Here is a 21,460-nt window from a genome sequence, read left to right as displayed (position 1 = left end):
GTCCTCATCCGCCGACCTCTACTCCAGGGCCGCTAGAGATTCCTTGTGCAAAGCCGGAGAATGGTAACGCCGGTAGGGTGATCGAGAGCCTCGAAGTGCATCGACCAGAACGCCCGACGCAAACTGCCACGGCACGTCGTCCACGCCCCCCAATGGCCAGGTCAGCGAGATGTCGTCACCCGCCGCGGCTACATAACCGTGGTTCGTGAAGCTGACCGAGGGATACTTTTGCGCCAATTCGTCGATCGACAACCCGGAGTCCGCCTCGAGCGCGGAACGTGACACAACCACGGTGACGGTCGGGTTCTCCCCCGCGGGCCTCGTCGCAGCACGAACGTACGCCACCTCCATCGCACCCACATTCACCGTGAAGAGCCGCTGCGAACCAGGCCCCGACTTCGTCGACGGCACGCATGTCACGCCCCAATTCACTCCGGCGTCCGTAAAGGAGTCCGGGACAGCCGATTCGATGAATTCGCCGAGCCAGCGCAGCACGCTTCCATCCGAATCGAGTCGGAGGAACTTGTCCACTTTCGTCTGCTGTCGGGAACTGTCAACTGCGCTGGGGACCTCGTTCGGCACCGCATCAGCAGCAGTGTCTTCGACTCCATCGGCCAGAATGAAGTCTGCGGTCGATCTCTCGACGGCTTCCTGCACCGGAACAGGAACGGTTTCGCGGTCGTCAGCCGAGACGGTTGCCGCCGCTGCGAGTTGAGGGCAGTGAGAAATCTTGTAATTGGACTGCCGCTGCCGCATCACGGCAAGAGCGTGGTGAGCTGCCGCGTCCACAACGCCCGCAATGGCGAGTGCCGCCGACATCCTCGATACGTCGTCGATCACAACGACCCGTTCGTGCACTCCCGCAGACTTGTGCGCGCGCGGGCCCAACTTCACGCCAGGGCCGAGCCGTCGCCAGTCCCCCTTACGCGGTAACCGGCTCTTCGGTATCCGACTGCCGTCGACGAACATCCGGACCTCGAGCCGGTCCTCGTTCGGTGGGGACCACACATAGAACGTCTCGAGCATGGCCATGGAGATGCACGTCAGGCGTGCTCGAGAGGAGCCGGGAATGCAACTGATCGTCCAGAAGGTGCCTTCGGTGCGAACCGGAACGGGAACACAGGCGCGCAGGTAGGCGCCAACCGCATCAATGACCTCACTGCTGCGGGGATGCTGTTGCAAGCGTGCGAACGATGATGCATGAGCCGCCAGGTGGTTGCTGTCGTACGGAGGAGGTGACGACAAGTCCGCCGCGTTGACGCCGGATGGATCTCGCAACCACGCCGATTGCTCCGCCGGAGCCATTACGTCATCGAAGACGCTCTCGCCGGTCAAGGTCATGGCGTGTTCGCGATTGCGAAGAATCAGCCCGTTCCTCTGCGCGTCGTGCACCAGCTTTCGCTCGACGGTCCGCAGTTCCATCGGGTTGCCGGCCATCTCGCGCACTCGGAAAGCTCGAATGTCACCGTGGAGCCGGGAATGCTGCCCCAGCCGCGCACGCAGGTCGGTGGAGATGCCGATGTACGCCTCGTGATTCTCGGCTTCGAAGATGTACAGGCCACTGGTTTTCGGCGTCAGCTCGTCGAGCCAGTCACGGCTGTACTCCCGCTCGACTCCGAAGCCGTTGTCCGCCGACCACCTCGCCAGGCGCGCGTCTCCACACCACATCGCAAATCCTCCCTCACACCGATCGAGAACATAGCCGGTCTCGGCACCGCAGACCCGACCTTACGGTCGATTTGTCGTGATCATGTGGTCGGTCACCGCTGGGCCGGCGTCTCTGTGTCACCGACCCGCCCGACGCCGATCGTCGTCGGAAAACCCTGCGGCCTTGCGCATCCCGTACGCCCGCTTCCGATCCTGGTAACCGGACACCGCAGAGAAGGCCGCGTTCACCCCTTCGGACGACGCGGCATAGGTGAGCGACTTGTCCCTCGTGAAGCCCATCTGCGCCCCGGTTTCGACCGCGTCCATGTTGGCGCCCAGGAACACGAAATCCCACCCGTACTGCGATTCCTGCTGCTCGATCGAAGCGCGCACCTTCTGATGCGACCACTCGCGACTGGAGTTCTCGTGGCCGTCCGTCATGACGAGCACCGTGACCGATCCCGGTCGCCGCTCCTCCGGCAGCGCCGCGAGTGCCGCCCCGACCTCGGTGACGAAGGTGCCCACCGCGTCGTACAACGCCGTCATCCCCCGCGGCAGCAGTTCGAGCCCGCCCACTTCGTCGATCGGTTTCGACTCGTAGACCATCTCGTATCGGTCGTCGAACTGCGCGAGCGTGACCACCGTCGAGCCGTCGTGTCCGCGCTCGGACTGGATGAAGCTGTCGAAACCGCCGCGGGTGTCGTCGGCGATCGACGCCATCGACCCGGAGCGATCGAGAAGGGCGGCCACGAGGGAGAGGGACGGATCGGTCATGAGGGCTCCTGACACGCGGTGCGATCGAATGCGGGGACTGTGGAGGATGGGTCCGACATCGAATCCCTGTTCACCCGAGGGCCACCGTGACACCACCCGAGAACAGGGAATCGTGCAGCTCGATCTCCGACGGAGACACCCCGGTCGGGATGTCGAACACCAGGGTTGCGACCAGCGAGTTCCCCGGATTAATTTGCGAGAAGCCGAGATTCGGATCCTCGGTCACCGTCGCCACGGTGTCGGTCGAGTACTCGCGCCCCTGCGCGTCGAGCAACTTCTGCGACGTGGTGTCGAACAACTGCTGCTCGTTGCCGATATTGGTGACATTCACCGTGACCAGCACGTACTCACCCTGCGGCGTCTGAGACGTGAACTGGTCCCCCACCGAGGTGACACCGCGTTCGACATTCTGGACCACGAACTCGAACTTGCCATCTTGTACCGCGGCCCCGATCCCCGGTGTCTGACCGCCCTCCGCGGGCGCCTCGGCGTTCGGCGCAGCTTGAGAAGTCGTGTTGTCGACACCACCGCCCGACCCGCTCTCACCGCCACCGCCGGCCAGGTTGACGACGACGCCGATCACGATCAGCGCGCCGAGGACGGTGAGAATCTTGTGGCGCAAGAACCAGTTCTTCTTGGCGGGCGGCTGCTGCGGGTAGGGGTTCCGCGGAGGCTGAGTCATGGTGTTTCCTCTCGACACGTCGAGCACCGGTCGATGCTTCACGACGAGCACACCGCACCCAGCCCGCTCTCCACCTCGTCGAACCGGTCGACCTTTCTCGTCCTTTCGGGCGGATTCCGCGACCGAAGAACCGACGACCGTGTCGGACGGTCCCCGTAACGTCGGCAAGGTGTCCACGACTGCAGCCACGGTTCGGCGTCGCGCCTGGACCGTCGGCGCGGTGACGCTCAGCCTGTTCTGCACGATCATGACGGTGGGCCTGGCCGGAATATCCGGTACTCCCGCCTGGAACGCCGGGCTGGGATTTGTCCTCAACGTCGCGGCGGCGGTGGCGCTGGTCTGGCGGCACGACAAGCCCTGGATCGTCCTGGCGATGTCGGTCGCCGGACCGCTGTTCTTCGCGACCGATGCCACGGCCGCGCTCATCACGTTGTACGCAGTCGGCGCCAGGGCGGGCGGGCGTCGCCTGGTCGGCGCGGCGGCGGCCGTGTACCTGGCCTGCGCGGTTTCGCTGACATACGACGCGTCCCGACGACGTGATTTCTCGGTATTGACGCTGGGCGTGAAGCAGATCGAGGGTCAGCCCCCTCCGACCTGGTCGCTCCCGTGGTGGCTCCCAATGCTCGTCGCCGCGGTGCTCGTCGCCGTGGTCGTGGGCCTTTCGCAACTACGCAGAACGAGGTCCGACCTCGACGTGGCGGTCCGGTCGAGAAACGAAGCAACCGCGCAGTCTCGGCGTCTGCACGAAGACATGCTGATTCAGCAGGAACGTGCGCGCATCGCGCGCGACATGCACGACACGCTCGCAGCCGGCCTCAGCCGGATCTCGCTGCTCGCCGGCGGATTACAAGTCGGAAGTACCGACGGACCGGAGAAGGTCTCGAACACCTCGGCGCTGATCCGTGCCACTGCGCACGACTCCCTGGACGAGCTCAAACGCATCATCGGCGTTCTCCGTGGATCGGCGACCGGTGGCGCCGACGCCGGCCGGCGCAGCCTGGCGGGTATCGGCGACCTGGTCGATGCGGCGCGTTCGGCGGGATGTCGGGTGACCTTGATCCAGGACATTTTTCCGGGGACCGTCGGCGACCTGACCAGTCACACCGCGTATCGCATCGTCCAAGAGGCCCTCACCAACAGCCAAAAGCACGCACCCGGTTCGCCGCTGCAGATCACTGTTAGCGGTGCCGACACCGACGGCATCAGTCTGGTCGTGCGAAACCCGGCGGCGTCCGGGAGTCCAGGGCCGGGATTGCGGAGCGGGTTGGTCGGTCTGGCCGAACAAGCGCAGACGGCAGGCGGATGGGTGCGGTGGGATGTCCACGGTGGGGAGTTCGTCCTGTCGGCGTGGTTGCCCTGGTACTCGTGACCCGGCTCAGTTCGACTCGACGTCCACGACGGAATCTCTAGATCCAATGGGTCGGCCGTGTCGGTGTCGTTCGCTACGGTCGACGCATCATGGGTTCCGAAGCGCAGATTTCCGTTCTCGTTGTCGACGACGATGCATTCGTCCGGCGCGGAATGACAGACATCTTCGCGGCGACCACGGACATCGTCGTCGTGGGGTCAAGGTCCGACGGCGACGAGGTCCCCGCGGCTGTGGAGGCCACGCGCCCGCACGTCGTGCTGATGGACCTGATGATGGGACGTGTTGGCGGGCTCGACGCAACACGGACATTGATGACGATGCCGGATCCGCCGAAAGTCGTCGCGATGACGGCGATGGATGTCGACGACCTGGTGGTCGAAGCCGTCAAAGCCGGTGCCCACAGCTTCCTCAGCAAATCCGAGCCGCCCGAGACCTATCACCAATCGGTCCGGGCCGTCGCGGCCGGCAACACCCTCTTCTCCGAGGACTCGTTACGCCGCATCGTTCGACACTCACCGTCGCAGCGACCGACGGTCGCTCTGGACTCGCTGACGGATCGCGAGCGGGAAGTGCTGGCCGTCATGGCGTCCGGCGCCACGAATGCCGACATCGCGCGGCGGTTGTTCATGTCGGAGACGACGGTCAAGTCCCACCTCGCGTCGGTGAACCACAAGCTGCGGGTGTCCAACCGAGTCGGAGCCGCACTCACGGCCTTTCGGTGCGGACTGGTCGAGTAGCTCGTGAGCAAGCAGCCGTTGGTGCGCCACGGCTGTCCAACGCGATCATTCGGGCTCTGCACCAGTCGCGATCCCGAGCGCGGCACGCTACGAAGACCTCCCTGTTACCGACGTCGCCGTGACACTGCAGCGAAGCGTCGACACGCGCGCCGACGATCCTCGTCGGAGAACCCCGCGATTCTTTGTGTACCAGCCTCCTGTTTTCGCATCTGATAGTGCGACACAGCGGAGAAGGCCGAGTCGATACCCGCAGACGACGCGTCGAACGTGAGTGACTTGTTTCGGGCGAAGCCCATCTTCGCCCCCGTCTCGACCGCGTCCATGTTGGCGCCCAGAAGGACGAAGTCCCATCCGAACTTTGCTTCCTGCCGCTCGATGAGTCGGCGCACGTCGTCAAGCGACCATTGACGGCCAGCAACGGCATGCCCGGCCGTCAGAACCACAACGGTGACCGCCCCCGGCTGGTTCTCCGCCGGCAGTATCGAGTGAAGCGCATCCACCGCCGTGATCCAGTTGCCCAATTCGTCGCACAACGCGGTTGGCCTTCGCGGAAACCCCTGGAGCCTTGTAAGTCCGGCCCCGCCGAAGGACTCCGCCTCGTAGTCCATCTCGAAGTAACCCGGCCCGTAGTCCGACTCGTCAGGGTCGTCGAGCTGCGCGAGTTCGACGATGGTCGAGCTCGATCGACGGCGCTCTGCCTGGGCGAAGCGGCTGAAGCCGCCGTACGTGGCGTCGACGATCGACGGCCTCGACCCCGAGTGGTGAAGCAGAACGGAAACGAGTGAGTTCGAAGGACCGGTCATCGTGACTCCTGGGGTGCGGTGCGTCCGAGTGCACGGAACGTAGAGGATTGCTCCGACATCACGGACGGTCGTCGACTTCGCGCCACGGTGGCACCGTACGAGCGATGCGCAGATGCGGGACCTCGGACCAGGGGTCACCGTAGTTGTCGTACGGGTCCCCGAGTTCGGACAGCCGCTCCTCCCCCAGCGCGGTCAGGTTCGCCCTGAACACTTCGGTTCGGCCGAGGACCTCGGTATCCCCGTTCAGGTACCCGGCCTCCCCCTGGTACCCGTACGCAATGCGGTGGAGCGCCTCGTCGACGGACACGTCCCACACCTCGAAACGGCCGTCGTCGGACCAGCCGCCCAGCTCGATCAAACCACGTGTTGCCAGATCTCGAACGACCTCCGCGACGTCGGGGGGAGCCGATGTTCGAGGAGTAATTCGCCCGGCAAAGAACAGGAACTCCCCGAACGACATCCAGTCCTCAGCCAGGGAGGAGAGTAGAAAATTCTCGAGTCGGATATCAGTCATTTCACATGCACTTTCACAATCGAACCGTCGGGATAGCGTATGTCCATTGTTGGACCTCCGGACTTGCTGTCTTGTCGGTACCGCAACTCGGTCCCGTCCGGCAAAACCACTCCGGTCCCGGGGTAACGTCCGACGTCGAGCACCCGCCCTTCAGAGGCCACTCTGTCGTAGATCGAAGCCACCTCCGCCGGAGTGTCCACCTGACGGAACGGCGGGTTCTTCCCTGGTTCAGTAGCCGACTGAACCGCCTCACGCACGCCAGCCTCGTCGATCGGGCCGGAACTTTCGAAGAATGCATTCGGAATGGCCTCTCGAATGCTCTCCCACGCCTCGATTCCGAACCTGTCGACCAACGCGAATGCGATTGCTCCGGCCGAGAGAACCCCTGCCGCGATCATGGCGCTCACGGCCGCGTCCACAGCCCACGCGATTCCGACCGCAACCGGCAAGAACGTCCGCGCATGGTTGTCGACCAAGGTCCGCGACGCATCGTCGATGGATCGAGCGACCGACTCGTCCGCAACGATCAAGGCCCGTAGCTGCGACGAGACCACCGCGGCATGCACCTCGACAGCGTCGGGTGGACCGGTCACCGACCACTCGGACGTGACCGTGCAGCCCGCCGCCTCCGCGGCCAGAACGGCGTCCAGGAGTTGCGTCCGAGCGTGGTCGAGGGTCGCCTCGCCGTCTCGGACCGCGCGTTCCAGCGCACGAGCTCCGCGAGAGAGCTGTCGCGCAGCATCGACATGTCGTTGCAGGCTGCGCACCGCGGCATCCCCGGCCTCACCGCTCCAGGCATCACGCAGTTGCCCCACACCGGTGTCGAAGGCCGAGGCGCAAAACTCCACGGAGAGCGTGACGTCGGCGATCCCGGTCGCGTCGGTCAGCATCGCCGCCGACTCCCAGGTCGCCACAGCTTCCCTGTCGCGAAGGGCCTCAGAGACCGCCATTCGTGACCCCACCGAGTCGGGCCGCGTTCGCGGAATCCACGACGTTGTAGCCGACCGCGGATGCCGCCACTGACCGGGCCGTCGCCGTGACGCCGGCGGCTAGTTCTTTGATCGCGGACGACAGACGCCTGTTCGCCCTTGCCATCGCCGCTGCAGTGGCCGCGCCCGGCATCGCAACCGCGGCGCGCGCTGCGGGCACCGCGGCAAGTCGTTCCGCCTCGACGAGAACGGTACGACTGACGAACTTCATGGCCTCGATGTCAGCATCGACGAGCATCTCGCCTCACCCCCGAGGGGTAGGACGCAGCACGACCCCCGTCGGTTCCGCCGATCTACGCAAGCGGACATCAGCCCGCGCGCAGCACCTCGCTCAACGTCATTGCCCGCCGCGTCGTCACCCGCTCCACGTCGTCGCTCACCCGGCTCAACTCGCCCGATGCGATGGCGGTGTACGTCGACACCCACGCGTCGTTCTGCCAGTCCGGAGCGTTCCACTGCGCGCGCGACGCGTACGCCTCGTCGAGCGTCTCGTTGTGGAACGTCACGTCCCGCCCCCGCACCTCGGCAATCGTGGCGGCCACCTCGGCCATGGTCAACGCTTCGGGGCCGGTGAGGTCGTAGGCCTTGCCGACGTGCGACGCGGGGTCATTCAGCACCGTCGCGGCCACCCGCGCCACGTCCGCTCGGGCGACCAGCGATACCCGTCCGTCGCCGGCGGGCCCACGGATCACGCCGTCCTCGCCGGCGAAGTGCTCCATCACATCGGCGTAGAAGTTGTCGCGGAGGAACGTGTGGCCAATCCCCGACGCCACGATGTGTTGCTCGGTGTGAAAGTGGTCCCGCGCCAACGTAAACGTCGCGTCCGGGGCCGCGCCGAAGAACGACGTGTAGACCAGGTGCCGCACCCCTGCCGCGGCCGCGGCGTCGACGAACGTCCGGTGTTCGTCGAGTCGAGTCGCGCTCTCCGACCCCGACACCATGAACAGCACGTCGACGCCGCGCAGGGTTCGAATCGATGCATCCGCGTCGTCGTACGAACACTGCTCGACGGCACTCTCCGGGATCGCCGGTGCCCGCCCGATGTCACGAACCAGCAATCTAATCGCCATTCCAGAGTCCGCGAGGAGTGCCGCTACTGCACCCCCGACCGCACCGGTGGAACCCGTGACAGCAATGGTCGGCGTCATGAGCCGAGCGTACGGCGGCCGACACGACGAAGGTGCGTGCCCGTAAGACTAGGGAAGGGCGTCCTCGAGGCGGCCCGCCATCGTCCGCATCGTGTCGACCAATTCGGGGGGTTCGACGTCGGATAACGCAGCGTCGAAACGCAGCAGCGACGCCGCTACCCCGGCCCAGGACCACGCGCCGATCCGCACGCGGCACCGGCCGTCGTCCAGGCTCTCGACGACGCCGTCACCGACGAACGGCGCGACGGCCGACGCGGGCGCGGCGACCGCCGCCTCCCCGGCACACGCCCACTCCCCGGATGCGGTCCCGCGGAAGTGGCGACGGACGAACTCCCCCGCGGACCCACCGGGAACGTCCCGTGCCGTGAACGTCACGCCGGTGCGCATCTTCGGGCGTATGCGGTCGACGCGGAACAGACGCCAGTCGTCCCGGTCGAGATCGAAACCGACGACGTACCAGCGAGACCCGGCCCCGACGACGCCGTGCGGTTCCACCCGGCGGGGCGGCCCCACGGGTGAGACCTTCTCGTCGACAACGTAATCGAAGCGCACCACTTCTCGCGCCCGCGCCGCCTCGCCCATCGCCCGGAGGACATCGGCATCGACAGGGTCGACCGTCGTCGGCATCGAGGCGAATTCAACGGCGTCGACGCGGCGTCGTACTCGGTCGGGCATGATCCGTCGCAACGTGGCCAGGGCGCGCTCCGCCGCGTCACCGACGTCGACACCCACCGACGGGACCATCTGCAGCGCGACCGTCAAGGCGATCACCTGCTCGTCGTCGAGCAACAGGGGCGGTACCGCGTCGCCTGCGTCGAGTCGGTACCCGCCCTCGGAACCCCGCACCGCCGACACCGAATAGCCGAGCTCACGGAGCCGGTCGACATCGCGCCGAATGGTGCGCGGGGTGACGCCGAGGCGATCGGCCAGCACGGTCCCCGACCACTCCCGACGCAGCTGCAGGAGCGAGAGCAAGGCGAGCATCCGCGACGACGGTTCCGACATGCGTCCCACTATCGCGCACCACTAGGACAGGATCTGACCTATATCGCTGAGAACGTGGTCTGCAGCGGCCACGAGGCCGGAACTCCGGAAGAAGGATTCACCGTGACCATCATCAGCGCACTGCACGTCAACCTCCGCGGCAACGCCCGCGAGGCGCTCGAGTTCTATCAGTCGGTGTTCGGCGGCGAGCTGACGGCCTTTCCGTACGGCGACACCCCGTCGGGCCAGGGCCCGGACCAGGCCGACCAGGTGGCGTGGGGCGAGGTGAGCACGCCCGACGGGTTCCGCATCATGGCGTACGACATCCAGGACTCGCTCGAGTATCACCCCGGCGAGAACGCGTTCTACAGCGCGCTGCGTAGTCCCGACGCCGACGTCATCACCGCGGCCTTCACCGGATTGTCGGCCGGGGCAACGGTCTTGGTGCCGCTGGGCCCGGTCGGCTTCTCACCGCTCTACGGGAAGCTGGTCGACAAGTTCGGTGTCGTGTGGATTCTGGACGTCATCCCGCGGTGGTGACCCCGGTGCACCCGGCTTCGACCGATCAGTCGTCGACCTCCACGCCGTACCGGACAGCCAACGCGCCCAAGCCGTCGTCGTAACCCTGTCCGATCGCACGGAGGCGCCAACCGGTCCCCCGGCGGTACACCTCCGTAAGCAGCAGGGTCCGCTCCGTGGTCGCCGCATCGAGAACGGCTGTGGCAATCGATCTTTCGGGACCCGCGACCGACAGGGACACCGCACCGACGTCGCCGAACGTGTTCTCGCCGTCGACCGCGGCGGCGACCACAATGCGCTCGATGTCGTCGGGCACCAGCGCGAGGTCCAGACGAACGCCCTGCTCGCGATCGCCGTCGACCGTCAGAGCGACGGCACCGTCGGACGTTGCGGGGGCGTTGTAGAACACGAAATCCTCGTCCTCGGACACCACTTCGTCGCGGGTGAGCAGGAACGCCACCACGTCGACCGGCAGCGTCGGGCCCGACGCGTTCCACGAGGCGTCGATGGTGAACGCGGTTGTCGACGCCTCGAGGTCGATGACGGCCCCGCGTGAAAGCTGTGGCGCATCAGTCGTCTCGGCCTTGCGCGGGGTCAGCGGTGCCGCGGCGGGGACGTCCAGGTTCAGGGCGCGATCGACGTCGTCGGCAGCGAGAACCGTCAGACCCCGCTCGACGACGCGTGGCATTCTCGGATCCCCGTCACCGCCGTCGAGGATCAACACCGCCGAGACGCTCGCATGGAGGTTGACGGCAGGACGCGCGCCGAGTTGCACGAGACGCGAACGCATCACAACGGCCTCACCGTGCGTTCCGCCCATCACCAGGACGCGGCGGTTAGCCCACGGACCGACGACGGGCGTCGGCTTCGCTGGCACGACAACCACCGGTGTTCGCTCCGCCTTCGGCGCACCGGGTCGAATTGTGCGGACGAGATTGAGGATTCGCTGTTCGGAGACCACCTGGAGTCCGTGTTCACGGGCTCGACGCACCTTGACGCTGTCCGACGACGGATCCGAACAGACCACGACACTGGTGTAGCGACTGACCGAGTTCATCACGTCGAGGCCGGCGGCGGTGAGTTGTTCGGCGAGTCGGAGACGCGGAACACGGGTGTCGCCACTGATGACCACGCGCATGCCCTGCACCAGGCCGACCGTTGGGTCCAACGGACCGGGATTCCGCCACGGGCATGGAGTTCGCGGAATGGAGTCGGGGTAGACCGATATGCGTTCGGTGCAGGCGACCACGGGTAACGGTAGATCGAGCGAGCGCGCCAATCGCGCACTGTGCGTGAAGATCTGGGCAAGTACGCGTGCGTCGTCGTACGCGTCGTGGGCCCGAGACTGCCGAATCTTCCACCGCCGCGCCAGCGTGGACAGCGTGTGATTCTCGAGATCGGGCTGCAACCGACGGGACAGAGCGAGGGTGCACAACCGGTGTTCCGTCGGCATCGTCACCTTGGCACGGAGGTGTTCACGGTGGAGGAACCCGTGATCGAAACTGGCGTTGTGCGCCACCATGGTGCGGCCGGCGAGCAGGGTCATCAGGTGCGGCGCCGCCTCGTCGAAACGCGGCGCTCCACGCAGACGCTCCCTCGTCAGACCGTGGATGTGAACAGGACCGGGATCGCACCCCGGGTCGATCAGGGTGGACAGTTCCTGGCCCACCCTGCCGTCGTCGTCCAACGTGATCGCCGCGACGCTGAGGACACGGTCCCGGTGTGCCTTCAGGCCGGACGTCTCGACGTCGACCACCACCCAACGATCGGCGCTGGCCGCCGGCGTCCTGAACATCACGCGACCACTCTCGCACGGAAACGGACCGAACCTTCGGGTTCGGCTGAACCTGCGTCAGTGGAACTGCTCGCTGGAACAGCGCAGTCGATTCACGCGCGATCTCGGCCGCGCTGTGGACCGCTCAGCACTTCGCGTGTCGGAGGTCAGGCCGAGGCGTCAGTCCTTGACCAACCCGCCGTCCACGACGAGGTTCTGCCCGGTCACCGCCCGCGCCCACGGGGAAGCGAAGAACAGGACGGCGTCGGCGAATTCGGTCGGCGTCGTCACCCGGCGCAGCGGGGTGCTCGCGGCGATCATGTCGAACACGGCAGAGGGGGTGGCGGCGCTGGCGTCCGTCGTTCGCAGAAGGCCGCCGGACACCATGTTGACGGTGATCCCGTCGGGACCGAGATCGGCGGACAACGTGCGCGTGAGTGCCAACAGGGCCGCCTTCGCAGCCGTGTAGTCGTGGTACGGGACGACGGGGTTCTGCACGAGATTCGTTCCGATGGTGACGATTCGGCCGAACCCCGCCTTTCTCATGCCTGCCAGCACGGCCTTGGTCGTGTTGAGCGCGCCGGCGACAGAACCCCTGAACTGCTGATCGAACGCGTCCCACCCGATGGTGTCCACCGAAGCGCGCGCATCACCGTCGAACACGAAGTCGACGAGAGCGTTGCTGACGACGGTCGTGACCGGTGCGTCGAAGTGATCCCGTGCCGCCTCGACCATGTCGACGACGTCGGATTCGACGGTGACGTCGGCCCGAACAGCGCACGCCCGTTCGCGTCCGAACTCGGTCACGAACGCCTGCGCCGACTCCTCGCTGCGACGGTAGTTCACGACAACGCGGGCGCCCTGGGCCAAGAACGCCCGACTGATCGACGCACCCAGGCCCCGAGCGCCACCGGTCACGAGCACCACCTGATCAGCGATCGCTGTCGCCATCTCGACATCCCTCCGCCGGCATGACCCGGTCAGGTTCGACGGGTGTGTTCTCAGCCGGCCGCCCGGCACCCCGTGTCGAGTCCATGCAACCACGGCGCGAGCGAGAGAGAGCCGCGGGCCTTGCTCAGGGTTGTCGGAGACTTGTCCCCGTCGGCGTATCGCGAGCCGTCCGGCGGCAGCATCGCGACGGTGATGGACGGATGGGCGGGGCGGATCGAGGGCGCCGTCACTCGCTGGTGACGCTCGGGGTCGCCAGCCCCCGGACGACGTCGTCGAGCCTGTCGGCGACGACGTCCGGGCGCGCGAACGCCGGCGTCAGCACGCCCTCCTCGCGGGAACACCACCCGGTGCGCAGACCAACTCGACTGGCGCCGTGCAGGTCCCACCCGTGCACGGCGATCATGGCCATCGACGATGCGGGCACCCCGGCCCGCTCGACGGCCAGGCGGTAGGGCGCGGGCGACGGCTTCCAAGCGCGGACGTCGTCGATCGACAGGATCTGCTCCACCCGGTCGCGGATCCCCGCCCGGTCGAGAAAGCCCTCGGTCGACGACGCCGCACCGTTGGACAGCGCGAACACCCGCGCCCCGCTTTTCAGTGCGGCGTCGACGGCAGGCACGGCGTCGGGGTGGGGTCGAGTCTCGGAGAAGCCGCCCAGAATCCACTCGACGTCGTCGTCGGACAACGCCCCGCGGGTGTGGCTGTGCAGGGCGGACGCGGCGACGTCGGTAAACGGGAGGTAGTCGCCCGCCAACGTGAGGGCCATCGCGTCGCGAAGCATGTGGCGGAACCACGGGTCGAGCGAGCCGGCGGGGAGTCCGCGGGCCTGCATGCGGTTCTCCACGGGCTGCAGATCTGCGAGGGTTCCGACCACGTCGAAGACGAAGACCTCGGGTGCGGCTGGGGTTGTCATACCGACGCGCTTACCCATGGACGGGCCGTCGTAAGAGCGCCGACACATCGGCAGCACAGGTCGCGGGCCGTAGGGTGCCGACCGTGGACCAGACAGACATCGTCGTCGCAACATGGAACACGGAATGGGCACCGGCCAAAGGCGCCCGGACCGCAGCGGTTCGCGACAGGCTCGCGTCCACCGCCGCCGACATTCTCGTCGTGACGGAAGGCCGCCGATCACTTCTGCCGGACGGCGGGCATGTCATCGACGCGGGCGACGACTGGGGCTACGGCGTGCAGCCCGATCGGCGCAAGGTCCTCATTCGGTCGCGGTGGCCCGTGAGCGAGGTCTACCGGGCAACCACCGGCGGCGCAGCCGGGCGAGTGGCGACGGCGATCGCCGCCACGCCGGAAGGGCCGATTCGCATCGTTGCCGTCTGCATCCCGTGGTCGTCGGCCCACGTGAGCACCGGGAGGAAGGACGCGACGTCGTGGTCGGAGCACCTGGACTGCCTCGATCGTCTCGACGAGCTCGCCGCCGGTTTCGATCCAGCGATTCCCACGGTCGTCGCGGGGGACTTCAACCAGCGGCTGCCACGCACCCGGCAACCGAAGGCGGTCGCCGACCGACTCGTCGACGTGATCGGTGCCCGCTGGACGATTCACACCGCGGGGGACGTCGAGCACGGTCCCTTGATCGACCACATCGCCTCGGACCTTGCCTGCACCGGACTGAGCACCTGGCCGGGCCGGACGGACGAGATCCGACTCAGTGACCACTCAGGGGTGGCATGTCGCCTCGTACTGCCGACCACAGTCCGCGCGGGATAGGTCGAGTACCTCGCCGTCGTTTGTGCCTGCGTACGCAAGCACAGACCCCGGGTGCCTGCGCTCCCCCACGAGTGAGAGGCCGCTATGCCTGCGTGGACAAGCACAAGCACAAGCACTGCCGAGCACTGCTCCTGCGCCGCATGGGGCAGGCCCTACCTCCTCGCCGGCGCCGTCACCCCACGCTGGTCGAGGATCGGCCGCACCCCCTCCGCGAAGTGGTACGCCTCCTCGAGGTGGGGATAGCCGGACAAGATGAACTCGTCGAACCCGGCGTCGTGGTATTCGCCGATGAGGTTCGCGACCTCCTCGTGCGACCCCACCAGCGCGGTGCCCGCCCCGCCGCGGATGAGGCCGACGCCCGCCCACAGGTTGGGGTAGATCTGCAGCGAGTCCTTGCTGCCGCCGTGCAGGGCCGCCATGCGGCGCTGCCCCTCCGACTGCGACGCCGCATGGAGCTGGTGCGCCTTCTCGACGGCGTCGTCGGGCAGCTCGTCGAGCAGGCGCTGCGCGACGGCCCACGCCTCCTCGGACGTGTCGCGGCTGATGGTGTGCAGCCGGATGCCGTACGTGAGCTTGCGGCCCTCCGCGTCGGCAAGGGCACGCACCCGCTCGATCTTCGCCTTGGCCGCCGCGGGCGGCTCGCCCCACGTCAGGTAGGTCTGCACCCGCTTGGCGGCGACGGCCAGAGCGGGGTCCGACGAGCCGCCGAACCAGAACTCCGGCAACGGGTCCGGCGCCTCCGACACCCGCGCGTCCTCGACGCGGTAGAACTCGCCGTCGTGGTCGACGGACTCCTCGGTCCAGATGCGGCGCACGAGGTCGAGGTATTCGTCGGTGCGCGCGTAGCGACGGTCGTGATCCACCCAGTCACCGAACCGCCGCTGCTCGGCATCGTCACCGCCGGTCACCACGTTGAACAGCACCCGGCCTTCCGAAAAGCGTTGCAGCGTCGCAGCTTGCTGCGCGGCGAGCGTCGGCGGAGTCAGGCCCGGACGGAACGCGACGAGGAACTTCAGCCGCCGCGTCGCCTGCAGCAGCGCCGCCGTCGTGAGCCACGCGTCCTCGCACCAGGTGCCTGTCGGCGTCAGCACCCCCTCGTAGTCGAGGCGGTCGGCGGCCTGCGCCACCTCGGTGAGGTAGCGGAGCGACGGCCGTCGGAACCCGGCCGGCTCGACGCGATGCGACGACGCGTGCGACGCCCCCACGATCGAGCGGCCGTCACCGGCGGTGGGAAGGAACCAGAAGATGCGAGCGGTCACGAGTGAGAACTCCTGCGATCAGTTGGAGGTGGTCGCCTGAGCGACCGCGTCGTTGTAGCGGGTGTCGACGAAGTCTGCGAACTGGTTGCCACCGGGGATGGCACCACCCTCGACGAAGGCGTCGTACAAGGTCTGCTCGGACTCGACGACGCTGTCGTCCAGTGCGATGGCAGGACGCTGGCTGCGGCCCTGCGCCAGTTCACCGGCCTTCGGATCGATGCCGACGGCGGCGGAATACGCGGCGGCCCACTCGGTCGGGTTCGCCTCCGCCCATGCCGACGCCTTGGCGAGGCGAACGACGAAGTCCTGCAACGCCGTGTTGGTCGCGGCATCGTCCAGTGCCTGTTGGGAGGCGATGCCGAAGCCGTACCCGTTGGCGACGCCCTCCGCGGTGGTCAGGGTCTTGGATCCGTTCTGCACCTGCGCGATCGCGGTGTAGGGGTCCCAGATGGCCCACGCGTCGACGTCCCCGGACGAGAACGCCGTCGACGCGTCGGCCGGCTGCAGGAAGACCAGCTGCACGTCGTCGAGGGTCAGACCGGCCTTCTGCAGCTGCAACAGCACGTGACCGTGGGCGGACGAGCCCTTCCCGACGGCAATCTTCTTGCCCTTGAGATCCGCGAACGTCGTTGCGGTCGAGGTGGGCGGCACCAGGATCTGGTCGCCGCTGGCGTCGTTGGTGTACACCGACACGACCTTGATGCGGGCGTTGGCCGCGACGCCGAAGACCGGCGGCGTGTTACCGGTGACGGCGAAGTCGATCTGCCCGGCGGTGGCTGCCTCCACCTGCGGCGGACCGGACGTGAAGGTGGAGAACGCGACGGCGTACGGCGTTCCGTCCAGTTCGCCGGACGCACGGAGCAGCGCCTCCGTGCCGCCCTTCTGATCACCCACATCGAGTGTGACGGTGCTCAACTGGTCGTTCGAGACCAGGGCGGGCGCGTCCGACGACGCGGAGGCGCTCTCCCGCGAGACGCACCCGGCGAGACCGGCCACGCTCAGGGCCAGAACGGCGACGGCTGCGACTGTCCGCGTGGAACGCGCACGAAGGGACGGCGACATGGAGAGGGCTACTTTCGGGATCGGTGAACAGGAACGATCAGTGCACGCCGAGCGCGCTGAGGAGGCGGCTGCGGATGCGGGAGAAGTCGGCGGTCCCGCGGTCGCGCGGACGATCGAGCGAGACGGGGACGGAGTCGATGACGGCTCCGTCCTCGAGGACGAGCACGCGGTCAGCGAGCGCGACGGCTTCGTCGACGTCGTGCGTCACCAGCAGGATGCCGAAGCGGTGTCGGGACCACAGGTCGAGCAGCAGGGACTGCATCGACAACCGTGTCAACGCATCGAGGGCGCCGAACGGCTCGTCGAGCAACAACAGTTCGGGCTCGCCGACGAGGGCGCGGGCCAACGCGGCGCGCTGCGCCTGCCCACCGGAGAGGGTGAGCGGCCAAGCGTTCAGCTTGTCGCCCAGGCCCACCTCGGCGAGCGTGGCGTCGGCGGCAGTCAGGGCCGGCTCCCCGGTCACCCCGGCCGTGTTCAGCCCGTAGGAGACGTTCTGGCGCAGGCTCTTCCACGGGAACAGGCGTGGTTCCTGGAAGGCGACGGCGGGGTGGCCGGCGACGTCGCGTCGTCCGGTGTGGTCGGTGGAGAGTCCGGCGAGCACCCGCAGGATCGTCGACTTACCGGAGCCCGACCGGCCGACCAGCGCGACGATCTCGCCGCGGCCGACCTCGAGGTCCACCGAGCGCAACACGTGAGAGTCGCCGTACCACTTGTCGATTCCGGACAGCGTCGCCACGGACGTGGTGGTCGTCATGCTCATGCCTCCGACCGGTAGCGCAGCGAGCGCTTCTCGAGAATGCGGACGATGCCGTCCGTCGCGATGCCCATCAGCGCGTAGACCACGAGACCGAAGATGATGACGTCGATACGCAGGAAGTCACGAGCGTTGTTGATGATGTACCCGAGCCCGGACTCGGCGTTGATCTGCTCGGCGACGATCAGCGAGAGCCACGCGATCGCGAGGGACTGGCGCAGACCGACCAGTAGCTGCGGGGCGATGCTCGGCGCGATGATGACGGTGAACCGCTGCCACCACGAGAAGCCCAGCACCACAGCGGTGTCGAGGAACTTGCGGTCGATCTGCCGGATGGCAGAGAACGTGTTGAGGTACAGCGGGAACGCCACACCGAGGGCGACGAGCAGGATCTTGGGCGTCTCGCCGATGCCGAACCACAGGATGAACAGCGGGATGAGCCCGAGGTGGGGCAGCGCGCGCAGCATCTGCAGCGGCGGGTCGACGGTGGCCTCGGCGAACCGCGAGAGCCCGACGATCGTGCCGAGCAGGACACCGATCACCCCGCCGAGCAGAAGGCCCTGCACCACACGGGTTCCGGAGACGGCCAGTGCGTGGGCCAACTCGCCGCTGGTCGTCAACTGCCATCCGGCGTCGAGAATGAGCGACGGCGCCGGCAGCACCCGCTCGGACAGCACTCCCGCGGCGCTCGCCACCTGCCAGAGCAGCAGGATCGCCACCGGCGACAGCGCGCGCAGCACGGTCCACCGGCGGCGCTGCCACCAGGACGGCGCGCGGGTGGGTTCCGACGCCGCGGTCCCGCGCACGGTTCCGGCGGGAACCGCGTAGGACGTGACAACCATGGGGCGTGCCTTCCGATCGACCGAACACCGACCTGTCGACGATCGGCGCAATCGGGAGGAAACGCCACAGTTCAAATCGCGGTGAATCGATCTCGCTCTACCTGCGCAGGCGCACACAATTCACACGAATCGGCGGTATGCCGTCGATTCGGGCGACCTGTGTGCAGCCAGGCAGGTCGGGAGGCCGCGGCCTCAGCGCATCGCCCGCCCGGCGGACCCCAGCATCTGCGTCGCCTCCACCACCCGCGCGGCCATGGCGTGCTCGGCGGGCTTGCCCCAGGAGCGGGGGTCGTAGGCCTTCTTGTTGCCGTAGGCGCCGTCGACCTTGAGCACCTGGTCGTACTTGCTCAGCATGTGGCCGGCGATGGACCGCGTGAAGGCGTACTGGGTGTCGGTGTCGATGTTCATCTTCACGACGCCGGCCCGCACGGCCGCCGCGATGTCCTCGGCCGACGATCCGGACCCACCGTGGAATACCAGGTCGAACGGCTTGTCCCGGCCGGTCTCGCCGCCGACGACGGTCTGGATCTCGTCGAGCAGCTCGGGTCGCAGGTGCACCGACTCGGGGTTGTAGACGCCGTGCACGTTGCCGAACGTCAGAGCGGTCAGGTACCTACCCCGCTCCCCCGCACCCAGTGCAGCGACGGTGGCGCGGGCGTCGTCGACGGTGGAGTACAGCTTCTCGTCGATCTCGTGACTCACCCCGTCCTCCTCGCCGCCGATGACACCGACCTCGATCTCGAGCAGCGTGTTCGCCTCGACCGAGCGGTCCAGCAGTTCCCGTGCGATGGAGAGGTTCTCGTCGAGCGGCACGGCGGACCCGTCCCACATGTGCGACTGGTACAGCGGGTCGAGACCGCGGCTTCGTCGCTCGACGGAGTCAGCGAGGAGCGGGCGCACCCAGTCGTCGAGGTTCTCGGCCGGGCAGTGGTCGGTGTGCAGTGCCACCGTCACCGGGTAGTGCGCCGCCACCTCGTGGGCGTAGAGCGCCAACGCCTTCGACCCGGCGAACCGGTTCTGCACGCGGTTGCCCGACAGGTAGAGCGCCGTCCCCACCGACACCTGGATGATGCCGTCGCTCTCCGCGTCGGCGAAGCCCTGGAGCGCAGCGTTCAGTGTCTGCGAGCTGGTGACGTTGATGGACGGGTAGGCGAACCCGTCCTCCTTGGCGCGGTCGAGCATGGCGACGTACTGGTCCGGAGTCGCGATCGGCATGGGAATCCTGTTCTGGTCGAGAGTGGTTCAGCACCCGCAGGAATTGCGGTGATGAAAGCTGGTGGGCACCTGCACACGGCGCGCCGGCCCGTCGTACCCGTCGATCCGTTCGAGCAGCATGTCCACGGCGGCACGGCCCATGGTGCCGACGTCCTGCCCCGCGGCGGTGAGGCGCGGCTCGAACAGGTCCGACCATTCGAAGTCGTCGTAACTCACCAGCGCGACGTCGGACGGGATATCAAGACCCAGTGCCCGTGCGGCTTTCACGGTGCCGATGGTCATGGAATTGTTGAGGCTGACGATGGCGGTGGGCCGATCGGGGGCGGACAACACCTCGCGCACAGCATGTTCTGCGTCGTCGACACGGGAATGTCCGTCGAGAACGTGGCGGGGATCGATCGCGAGTCCACGGTCGGCCATCGCGCGGAAGAACCCGTCGACCCGCTCGGTGGACGACGTGATGCCGGCCAGACCGCGCACCACCGCGATACGGCGGTGGCCGAGATCGAGCAGGTGCTCGGTCAGCCGCGCGGCCGACTCGACGTTCTCCGGAGCGACCTGGTCGCAGGGGATCTCGACGCCACGGTCGATGAGGACGAACGGCGTTCCGTTGGCCTGGATCGTCGGGATGGTCTTCCGTTCCGCGTCCGCCGACGGCGCGACGATGATGCCGTCGACCTGTCGGTCGAGCAACGAATCGACGACGCGTCGTTCCGCCGCCGGATCGTCGTGCGAATCCCCGAGGAACATCACCAGACCGGCGGCCGAGAGACGCTCCTCGATGGCGTGCACCAGGCTGCCGAAATACGGGTTGGTGAGCGCGGAGATCGACAGGCCGATGGTGTGCGTGCGCCCCGCCGCCAGCGACCGCGCGACGACGTTGCGACGGTAGCCCGTCTCGGCGATGGCGGACTCGACGCGTTCGCGCGTGGTCGCGTTGACCTTGCGAGTCTCGTTGAGCACGTGCGACACCGTCGACACCGACACTCCGGCCAGGCGTGCGACGTCGCCCATGGTGGCCATGTCAGGCCACCTCGAACGACGTCGACGACACGACCGTCATCGCAATCGCAGAACGCGATCGGCATGCACCGCGGTGGAGGTGATGAGCTCGGCGTTGCGCTCGTCGGACCCGAGCGTCCAGAACGACGCCTCCTGTGGCGTCTTGCCGTAGGACAGATGGCGACGGAGAAGGCGCTCGTGCCGAATGTCGGTGTCCGGGGCCAGGAACCAGACCTCGTCGACGTGACGACGGGCGCGCGGCCAGGCGTCGACGTCGAGCAGAAGGTAGTTCCCCTCGGTGACCACCAGGGGAACGTCGCCACGCACGGGTACGGCCGAGCCGATGGACTCCTCGAGGTCCCGGTCGAAGCGCGGCGCGTAGACCAGTGGTGCGTCCGTCGTCTGCGCGCGGAGGGTCTCGATCAACCGGGCGTACCCGTCGTCGTCGAACGTGTCGTGGGCACCCTTGCGATCACGCCGGCCCAGGTCGATCAGCACCTCGTTGGCCAGATGGAAGCCGTCCATGGGGACGAGGACCGCGAGGTCGGACCCGAGGGCCGCGACGAGCTCCGCCGCCACCGTCGACTTGCCCGCACCGGGAGCACCCGTGAGACCGAGGATGCGCCGCTGCCCCGGCACCGCCAGCGCACTCGCCCACGCGACGAGCTCGTCGAACGAGGCGTCCTGCACGTCCTGGCCGCTCATGACGG

General features: G+C 67.4%; 24 protein-coding genes and 1 riboswitch. Of the genes, 4 read left to right on the top strand and 20 right to left on the bottom strand.

Annotated features, from left to right (window positions below):
• Positions 1-18 precede the first annotated feature (18 nt).
• The 3 genes from A3Q40_RS03080 to A3Q40_RS03070 form a co-directional block, all read right to left on the bottom strand.
• Entirely contained in the window at positions 19-1,668 is a 1,650-nt protein-coding gene (locus tag A3Q40_RS03080) for a GIY-YIG nuclease family protein (RefSeq protein ID WP_068099745.1), read from the bottom strand.
• 117 nt (positions 1,669-1,785) lie between these two features.
• Positions 1,786-2,421 carry a VWA domain-containing protein gene (locus A3Q40_RS03075; protein WP_235606409.1) on the bottom strand — a complete coding sequence of 212 codons (636 nt, stop codon included), beginning with the start codon at positions 2,419-2,421 and terminating at the stop codon, positions 1,786-1,788.
• A 70-nt stretch (positions 2,422-2,491) separates the two neighbouring features.
• Positions 2,492-3,103, bottom strand: coding sequence for a DUF4352 domain-containing protein (locus A3Q40_RS03070; protein WP_068105039.1), 612 nt, complete (start codon positions 3,101-3,103; stop codon positions 2,492-2,494).
• A gap of 247 nt (positions 3,104-3,350) precedes the next feature.
• Here A3Q40_RS03070 and A3Q40_RS03065 point away from each other — a divergent pair, with 247 nt between their 5' ends.
• Positions 3,351-4,472, top strand: a complete 1,122-nt coding sequence (locus tag A3Q40_RS03065) for a sensor histidine kinase (RefSeq protein ID WP_157889690.1) — start codon at positions 3,351-3,353, stop codon at positions 4,470-4,472.
• Positions 4,473-4,561: 89 nt separating this feature from the next.
• Positions 4,562-5,209, top strand: coding sequence for a response regulator transcription factor (locus tag A3Q40_RS03060; RefSeq protein WP_068099743.1), 648 nt, complete (start codon positions 4,562-4,564; stop codon positions 5,207-5,209).
• Between the two features lie 104 nt (positions 5,210-5,313).
• Here the strand turns inward: A3Q40_RS03060 and A3Q40_RS03055 are convergent, their stop codons facing one another.
• The 6 genes from A3Q40_RS03055 to A3Q40_RS03030 all read right to left on the bottom strand — a co-directional run bounded on the left by A3Q40_RS03055 (position 5,314) and on the right by A3Q40_RS03030 (position 9,668).
• The gene (locus tag A3Q40_RS03055) at positions 5,314-6,012 is read right to left on the bottom strand and encodes a hypothetical protein (RefSeq protein WP_068099742.1); all 699 of its coding nucleotides are present in this window, start codon (positions 6,010-6,012) and stop codon (positions 5,314-5,316) included.
• Positions 6,013-6,070: 58 nt separating this feature from the next.
• Positions 6,071-6,526 carry a hypothetical protein gene (locus tag A3Q40_RS03050; RefSeq protein ID WP_068099741.1) on the bottom strand — a complete coding sequence of 152 codons (456 nt, stop codon included), beginning with the start codon at positions 6,524-6,526 and terminating at the stop codon, positions 6,071-6,073.
• Entirely contained in the window at positions 6,523-7,440 is a 918-nt protein-coding gene (locus A3Q40_RS03045; RefSeq protein ID WP_157889480.1) for a hypothetical protein, read from the bottom strand. The genes A3Q40_RS03050 and A3Q40_RS03045 overlap by 4 nt, the downstream gene beginning before the upstream one ends.
• Before the next feature lie 22 nt (positions 7,441-7,462).
• Positions 7,463-7,753 (bottom strand): hypothetical protein, encoded by a 291-nt coding sequence (locus A3Q40_RS03040; RefSeq protein WP_068099739.1) that lies wholly within the window; start codon positions 7,751-7,753, stop codon positions 7,463-7,465.
• Positions 7,754-7,823: 70 nt separating this feature from the next.
• Positions 7,824-8,663, bottom strand: coding sequence for an SDR family oxidoreductase (locus tag A3Q40_RS03035; protein WP_068099738.1), 840 nt, complete (start codon positions 8,661-8,663; stop codon positions 7,824-7,826).
• A gap of 48 nt (positions 8,664-8,711) precedes the next feature.
• Complete coding sequence (locus A3Q40_RS03030) at positions 8,712-9,668, bottom strand: helix-turn-helix transcriptional regulator (protein ID WP_068105035.1); 957 nt, start codon at positions 9,666-9,668, stop codon at positions 8,712-8,714.
• 102 nt (positions 9,669-9,770) lie between these two features.
• Here A3Q40_RS03030 and A3Q40_RS03025 point away from each other — a divergent pair, with 102 nt between their 5' ends.
• Positions 9,771-10,187: a glyoxalase/bleomycin resistance/extradiol dioxygenase family protein gene (locus A3Q40_RS03025; protein ID WP_068099737.1), complete on the top strand. Its 417-nt coding sequence runs from the start codon at positions 9,771-9,773 to the stop codon at positions 10,185-10,187.
• Between the two features lie 25 nt (positions 10,188-10,212).
• On the opposite strand, the gene A3Q40_RS03020 is transcribed toward A3Q40_RS03025, so the two are convergent.
• The 4 genes from A3Q40_RS03020 to A3Q40_RS03010 form a co-directional block, all read right to left on the bottom strand.
• The gene (locus tag A3Q40_RS03020; protein ID WP_068099736.1) at positions 10,213-11,961 is read right to left on the bottom strand and encodes a TerD family protein; all 1,749 of its coding nucleotides are present in this window, start codon (positions 11,959-11,961) and stop codon (positions 10,213-10,215) included.
• Positions 11,962-12,120: 159 nt separating this feature from the next.
• Positions 12,121-12,891: a 3-oxoacyl-ACP reductase gene (locus A3Q40_RS03015; RefSeq protein ID WP_068105031.1), complete on the bottom strand. Its 771-nt coding sequence runs from the start codon at positions 12,889-12,891 to the stop codon at positions 12,121-12,123.
• A riboswitch (TPP riboswitch) is annotated at positions 12,882-12,974 on the bottom strand. Its footprint overlaps the gene before it by 10 nt.
• The gene (locus A3Q40_RS20060) at positions 12,942-13,121 is read right to left on the bottom strand and encodes a hypothetical protein (protein ID WP_157889479.1); all 180 of its coding nucleotides are present in this window, start codon (positions 13,119-13,121) and stop codon (positions 12,942-12,944) included. Its footprint overlaps the riboswitch before it by 33 nt.
• Entirely contained in the window at positions 13,118-13,804 is a 687-nt protein-coding gene (locus tag A3Q40_RS03010) for a haloacid dehalogenase type II (RefSeq protein ID WP_068099735.1), read from the bottom strand. The genes A3Q40_RS20060 and A3Q40_RS03010 overlap by 4 nt, the downstream gene beginning before the upstream one ends.
• 83 nt (positions 13,805-13,887) lie before the next feature.
• Between A3Q40_RS03010 and A3Q40_RS03005 the strand changes: the two genes are divergently transcribed.
• The gene (locus A3Q40_RS03005; RefSeq protein WP_068105028.1) at positions 13,888-14,616 is read left to right on the top strand and encodes an endonuclease/exonuclease/phosphatase family protein; all 729 of its coding nucleotides are present in this window, start codon (positions 13,888-13,890) and stop codon (positions 14,614-14,616) included.
• Between the two features lie 152 nt (positions 14,617-14,768).
• On the opposite strand, the gene A3Q40_RS03000 is transcribed toward A3Q40_RS03005, so the two are convergent.
• The 7 genes from A3Q40_RS03000 to A3Q40_RS02970 all read right to left on the bottom strand — a co-directional run bounded on the left by A3Q40_RS03000 (position 14,769) and on the right by A3Q40_RS02970 (position 21,455).
• On the bottom strand, positions 14,769-15,875 hold the full coding sequence (locus A3Q40_RS03000) for an LLM class flavin-dependent oxidoreductase (RefSeq protein WP_068099734.1): 1,107 nt from the start codon (positions 15,873-15,875) through the stop codon (positions 14,769-14,771).
• An 18-nt stretch (positions 15,876-15,893) separates the two neighbouring features.
• Positions 15,894-16,937 carry an ABC transporter substrate-binding protein gene (locus A3Q40_RS02995; protein ID WP_068099733.1) on the bottom strand — a complete coding sequence of 348 codons (1,044 nt, stop codon included), beginning with the start codon at positions 16,935-16,937 and terminating at the stop codon, positions 15,894-15,896.
• Between the two features lie 37 nt (positions 16,938-16,974).
• Positions 16,975-17,697 (bottom strand): ABC transporter ATP-binding protein, encoded by a 723-nt coding sequence (locus tag A3Q40_RS02990; RefSeq protein ID WP_068099732.1) that lies wholly within the window; start codon positions 17,695-17,697, stop codon positions 16,975-16,977.
• Positions 17,694-18,533 carry an ABC transporter permease gene (locus A3Q40_RS02985; protein ID WP_068099731.1) on the bottom strand — a complete coding sequence of 280 codons (840 nt, stop codon included), beginning with the start codon at positions 18,531-18,533 and terminating at the stop codon, positions 17,694-17,696. Before A3Q40_RS02985 ends, A3Q40_RS02990 begins: the two co-directional genes overlap by 4 nt.
• A gap of 192 nt (positions 18,534-18,725) precedes the next feature.
• Positions 18,726-19,748, bottom strand: coding sequence for a class II fructose-bisphosphate aldolase (gene fbaA / locus A3Q40_RS02980; RefSeq protein ID WP_068099730.1), 1,023 nt, complete (start codon positions 19,746-19,748; stop codon positions 18,726-18,728).
• Between the two features lie 27 nt (positions 19,749-19,775).
• Positions 19,776-20,771 (bottom strand): LacI family DNA-binding transcriptional regulator, encoded by a 996-nt coding sequence (locus tag A3Q40_RS02975; protein WP_068099729.1) that lies wholly within the window; start codon positions 20,769-20,771, stop codon positions 19,776-19,778.
• Positions 20,772-20,807: 36 nt separating this feature from the next.
• Positions 20,808-21,455 (bottom strand): nucleoside/nucleotide kinase family protein, encoded by a 648-nt coding sequence (locus tag A3Q40_RS02970; protein WP_068105024.1) that lies wholly within the window; start codon positions 21,453-21,455, stop codon positions 20,808-20,810.
• Positions 21,456-21,460 lie beyond the last annotated feature (5 nt).

Origin of the sequence: Rhodococcus sp. PBTS 1, assembly GCF_001620025.1 — a bacterium.
Classification (GTDB): domain Bacteria; phylum Actinomycetota; class Actinomycetes; order Mycobacteriales; family Mycobacteriaceae; genus Rhodococcoides; species Rhodococcoides kroppenstedtii.
Note: the sequence above shows the minus strand (reverse complement) of the source record. Positions and strands in the feature narration are given on the sequence as shown.